3 protein-coding genes are annotated in these 5,789 nt (G+C 62.7%); all 3 read right to left on the bottom strand.

Annotated features, from left to right (window positions below):
- Positions 1-384: 384 nt before the first annotated feature.
- Positions 385-1,917: a RagB/SusD family nutrient uptake outer membrane protein gene (locus tag ACYVDE_RS13085; RefSeq protein WP_460501988.1), complete on the bottom strand. Its 1,533-nt coding sequence runs from the start codon at positions 1,915-1,917 to the stop codon at positions 385-387.
- 22 nt (positions 1,918-1,939) lie between these two features.
- A complete protein-coding gene (locus ACYVDE_RS13080) occupies positions 1,940-5,044 on the bottom strand; it encodes a SusC/RagA family TonB-linked outer membrane protein (protein WP_460501987.1) in 3,105 nt (1,034 codons plus the stop codon).
- Positions 5,045-5,473: 429 nt separating this feature from the next.
- On the bottom strand, positions 5,474-5,789 hold a 316-nt coding region (locus tag ACYVDE_RS13075; protein ID WP_460501986.1), incomplete at its 5' end, for a beta galactosidase jelly roll domain-containing protein.

Here is a 5,789-nt window from a genome sequence, read left to right as displayed (position 1 = left end):
CGTTTCGACCACCGGCGGCGCGGGCGTGGGGTCGGGCGTTTTGCTGCCGCAGCCGGCCGCGCCGAGTGCTAGGCCGAGGGAAAGGAGTTGCAGGAGCTTGGAGCTCATGGCCGGGAGGGGTTTGGGTGGGAATAAAAAATCCGGCCGCCGGCGCAGCCAACAGCCGGATTTTTATCAGGAGGAGAGGGGAAGGGGATTTTTTTGGAGGCTGATTGGGTGGGGCCTCCGGGGCAGGCGCGGTAGTTTTTTGTTTTTCTAAAACAGCCCGTCATACTGAGCGCAGTCGAAGCATCTCTCCCGCTTCGTTGCAGCGATTGGATTACTCGTGCGGTAGAGATGCTTCGACAAGCTCAGCATGACTGTTCTGTTCAGCAGCGCAAAGGCCTAGTACCCGTCGTTCTGCTTCACCACGCCGCCCGACAGCTGAATCTGGGGCGTGGGAATCGGGAACAGGTTGTTCTTGCTCGAAATCTGGTCTTTCACCTTGCCTTTGTCATACGGGTCGGTACTGGTGAGCTGGTCGGCGTTGAACTGCTGCATCACGGCCACAAGGCGCTTCTGGCGCACGAGGTCGTAGTAGCGGTGTCCTTCCATGGCCAGCTCGAGGCGGCGCTCCAGCCAGATGTCGCTCAGCAGCTGGGCGCCGCTCGAGCTGCGCGGCAGCACCGTGCCGGGCTGCAGGCGGTTGGCACGCTCGCGCACCAGGTTCAGCGAAGGCAGGGCTTTGTTGTCCTGGCCCAGCTTGTTCGAGGCTTCGGCGTGCATCAGCAGCAGGTCGGCGTAGCGCATTTCGATGCGGTTGAGCGGGGCGTGGCCGCGCTCGTTGGCCGGGCGGTCGGCCAGCGGCAGGAACATCTTGCGGCTGATGCGGCCCGACTCATTCTCCGAAACCTTGGTGTCGTAGCTCGAATAGTTGAAGCTCGACGTATTCGGGCCCACGTTGTCGCCCTGCTTGATGATGGTCCACTGGCGGCGTGGGTCGTTGCCGAAAGCCTTTTCGAGGTTGCTGGTGGGCGTGTTGAAGCCCCAGCCGCCGTCGGCGCGGCTGCGCATCACCACCGTCAGGTCGGTGCCGAGGTTGAAGGTTTGGTTGGCGTTGTAGTTCAGCTCGAACATCGACTCCGGCCCGTTCGGGTTGTTCACGTTCCACACGTTGCTGAACGCGCCGCTCAGGTTGTATTCGTTCGAGGCAATCACCACTTCGGCAGCCTGCTGGGCCAGCGCCCACTGCTCGGTGAAGAGGTAGGCCTTGGCCAGGTAGCCGTTGGCGGCGCCTTTGGTGGCGCGGCCTTTCTCGGAACTGGGGCGGGCGCTTTTCTCGGGCAGCACCGCGGCGGCCTCCTTCAGGTCTTTGATAATCTGCGCGTAGCAGTCGGCAGTCGAAGCGCGCGGAATGGCCAGTGCCTCGCTCGGGGCCAGCGGCGTGAGCACCAGCGGCACCCCACCGTAGCCCTTCACCAGCTCGAAGTAGTTGTAGGCCCGGATGAACTTCAGCTCGCCCATCAGCTGCTGCTTCAGGGTGTTGTCGATGGGGGCTTTCTCGATGCCGACCAACGACGAGTTGCAGTTGCCAATGGCCTGGTAGATAAACGTGTAGCGGTTATCGAACCACTCGTTGTTGGGCAGCCAGAAGAAGCGGGCGAAGTCGCCGAACTCGCGCTGGTCGCCGGCAATGGAATTGCCCTTCCAGGCATCGTCCGAGCCCGCGTCGCCGAACATGCGGGTGCGGTCAATCTTCCACCAGTCGTCCTGGTCGGTGAGGGCGTAGCAGCCCATCACGGCCGCCTTGCACTCGTCGGCGTTAGTGTAGAAGTTGGCCGTGGTTTGCTGGCCATTAGGCAGTTGGGTGAGGAAATCCTCGCAGCTCTGCAGGCCGAGGCCCAGAGCCAGGGTCAGGTATAAAAAGGGCTTTTTCATGACGGGGGCGGGTGGGAATGCGTTAGAAAGTGAGGTTGGCGCCCACCAGGTAGGTGCGGGTGGTGGGGTAGTTGCCCAGGTCCACGCCGCGGTTCAGGGCCGAGGCGCCGTCGGTGTAGGAGCGGCCGTTGCCGATTTCGGGGTCCACGCCGCTGTACTTGGTGATGGTGAACAGGTTCTGGCCGCTCACGTAGAGGCGCAGGCTGGTCATGTGCATGGCCGAGGCCACGCCTTTGCCGAAGGTGTAGCCCAGCTGCAGGTTGCGCAGGCGAGCGTAGGAGCCGCTTTCCACGTAGAAGTTCGAGAAGCGGGTCAGGTTCTGGTTGTTGTCGTTGGCGGCAATGCGGGGCACGTCGTTCGAGGTGCCGGCACCGTGCCAGGCCTTGTCTTCGAGGCCCGAAATTTTGTTATAGTTGTAGCTACCCGAGTACCACCAGCCTTTGTTGGCGTTCACCACGTCGTTGCCGAGGCTGCCCACCAGGGCGGCCTGCACGTCGAAGCCCATGTAGGCCGCGTTCAGGTTCACGCCGAAGGTCATTTTGGGCTGCGGGTTGCCGATGAACTTCTGGTCTTTGGCATCAATCACGCCGTCGCCGTTCAGGTCGGCGAAGCGGAAGTCGCCGGGCACCGCGTTGGGCTGAATCACCTTGCCGCTGGCCGATTTGTAGTTGGCTACCTCGTCGGCGGTCTGGAAAATACCGTCTTCCTGGTAGCCGTAGAACGCGCCCACGTAGCCGCCTTCTTCCGTTTTCGAGGGCCGGCCGAATACCGGCGAGTTGCCCGAATACAGGGCCTGGCCGTTGGCCAGCGTGCCGATTTTGCTCATGGCCCGGGTGGCGTTCACGCTCACGCCGTAGGTAAAGGCGCCGGTGCTCTTGGCGTAGCCCAGCGTGAAGTCGAGGCCGTTGGTGTGCATGCTGCCTACGTTGGTGATGGGGCTATTGTAGCCCGCCCCCACGTGCGCCGGAATGGCCTGGTACATCAGCATGTCGGTGGTGTTGCGGCGGAACACGTCGAGGGTCAGGGTCAGCTGGTTATTGAAGAAGCCCATGTCCGTGCCGAAGTCGTAGTCTTCCACGGTTTCCCATTTCACGTTGGTGTTGGGCACGTTGCTCTGCACCACGGCCACTTGCTGGGCGCGGTCGTCGCCGGTCACGTAGTAGGTTTTGCCCAGCGTGCCGATGAAGGCCGTGGTGGGGATGTTCTGGTTGCCCACGCGGCCCCAGCTGGCGCGCAGCTTCAGCAGGTTCAGCACGTCCTGCGATTTCAGGAACTCCTCATCCGACACCAGCCAGCCGGCCGACAGCGACGGGAACGTGCCCCAGCGGTTGTTCGTCGGGAACACCGAGGCCGCATCGCGGCGGATGCTGGCCGACAGCAGGTAGCGGCCCTTGAAGTCGTAGTTAATGCGACCAATCAGCGAGGCAATCGTGTTGGTGTAGGTGTTGCCGTAGGCGCTGTAGTTAGCCGTGGCCGCGTCGAGGTAGCGCAGGCTGGGGTCGTTGCTCGGAATAGCCTGGCCCGAAGCCGACTCGGTGTTGGTGTTGAACTTCTCCAGCGTCACGGCGCCCAGGGCGGTGAAGTTGTGGTCGCCCAGCGACTTGGTGTAAGTCAGTGTGTTGGTGTTGTTCCAGTACACGCCGAGATTGTGCTCGCGCGTCACCGAGTTCACCTGGTTGCGCTCGTTGGCATCAATGGTGTAGAAGGGCGAAAACGCGTTGCGCTCGTAGAAGCTGGTGTTGGTGCCGAAGCGGGTTTCCGCAATCAGGCCCGGCAGCAGCTCGTAGTTGGCGTAGATGTTGCCCACCAACGAGTAGTTGTTGCGGCGGTCGTCGTTGCGCTCCACAAACGCCAGCGGGTTGCCGATGTCCGTCGGCGAGGCGCCGTAGTAGTCGTAGGGGTTGCCCGAGGTGCCGGGCCGGCGCGCCGCCGTAATGGGGTCGTCGTTGAAGGCATCGCGGAACAGGCTGCCGCTGTTGAGGTACTGCTGCGTGGTGCGCGAGATGTTCAAATCTTGGCCCACTTTCAGGTGCTTGGCGGCCTGGTACTGGGTTTTGAGGCGCAGGCTCAGGCGGTCGAAGTTGGAATTGCGCACCAGTCCGCGCTCCTTGTAGTAGCTGATGCCGGTGGAGTATTGCAGCTTGTCGCCGCCGCCCGACAGGCCCAGCGAGTAATTCTGGGTGATGCCGCGTTGGGCAATTTCCTTCCACCAGTCGGTGGTTTGGGTGTAGGAGCCGGGGTTGGCGTACACGGCCGGCAGGCCCGAGTTGGTTGCCGCCAGGTTCATGATGCGGGCGTACTCGCTGGCCGAAGCCATGTTGGGCAGCCGCGTCGGGCTCGATACGCCGGTGGTGGCATCCACCGAAATCACGGGCTCGCCCTTGCCGCCTACTTTCGTCGTAATCAGAATCACGCCGTTGGCCGCCCGCGAGCCGTAGATGGCCGCCGAGGCCGCATCCTTCAGCACCGAAATGGTGGCAATGTCCTTCGGGTTCAGGAAGTTGATATCGTTTACCGGCAGTCCGTCCACCACGTACAGTGGGCTGTTGCCGTTGATGGTCGAGATGCCGCGAATCAGAATCTGGGGCGGGGTGCCGGGCTCCGAGCCCGCGCCCACCACCGTCACGCCGGCGGCTTTGCCCTGCAGGGCCGAGCCCACGTCGCTCACCGTCAGCTTGGCCAGCTCCGAGCCCTGCACGGTGGTTACGGCGTTGGTTACGGTGCGCTTTTCCTGCGAGCCGTAGCCAATCACCACCGCCTCGCCCAGCTGCTGAGCACTCACCGCCAGCCGCACGCTGAACGTGGACTGGTCGCCCACCGCCACTTCCTGCCCGGTGTAGCCCACCGACGAGAACACGAGCGTGGGATTGGCCGTGCCGTCCGGAATCGTGAGCGAGAAGCGCCCATCCATGTCGGTAGTCGTGCCGATGGTAGTGCCTTTCAAGATGATGGTAACGCCGGGCATGCCCGCACCTTTCTCATCGAGCACCGTGCCCGAAACGGGCTTGCTGGCGGCGGGGCGCCGCACGGCGGTGGGCTTGGCGGCCGGATGGGCACTGGCCGCTACCGGCGCAGCTACCGCAAGCGGCAACAGCGCGCCGCAGAGGAGTATAGATTTTGCTTGCATCAGCAAAGTGAAAAATAAGCAAGCCGCAGCTTACCTGGGTGGGAAATTTTTGACAGTCAGGACGGCCGGCCCGGAGCCGGAGGTCGTGGGAAGCGGTAACGATTGCGCTGCCGGACAACACCTCAAAAGTAGCCGGTGCTAACAGCGGAAAGGGGGGCTTTTTCGGGCGAAAAAGGGGGGTGAAATCGTCGTTTTTCGGGTTTCGGTAAGATTATGCCTGGATGACGGCAACCTTATTCGAAATTGATTAACAACACATTATCGATTGTGTAACCGGGTAGAGTACCGGGAAACAAGTCGCGTCGTGAAATCGGGTAGGGGCGGGGCTTAGCTACGCTGACCTTCGGTTGCCCCCGCCCGTCGGTGCACGAAATTGTTGGCTTTGCGCCAGCATCCGGTCAGGGGCAAGCCCCGCCCGGATGTCTGCGACTATTCCGTCGGCGCGGTGTAGCCCAGCTTCTGCGCGCCGGCGTTCAGCTCGCTCAGGATGGCGTGGTCGAGGGTGGGCAGGGCGCTTTGCTGGGGCTTGAGCAGCTCCAGCACCGTGATGGTGTTGGCTCCCTTCTTCAGCCATTCGGCGGGCACGTACAGGGTTTGCTGCGGGCCGATGGCCCAGTAGCGGCCCATGTTGTGGCCGTTTACCCACACCACGCCCTTGCCCCACTGGCGCATATCGAGGTAGGTATCGGTGGGCGCGGCCACGTTGAAAGTAGAAGCACGCAGTACCGGGGCGCTGCCGGCCGTC

The organism is Hymenobacter agri (assembly GCF_054778495.1).
Note: the sequence above shows the minus strand (reverse complement) of the source record. Positions and strands in the feature narration are given on the sequence as shown.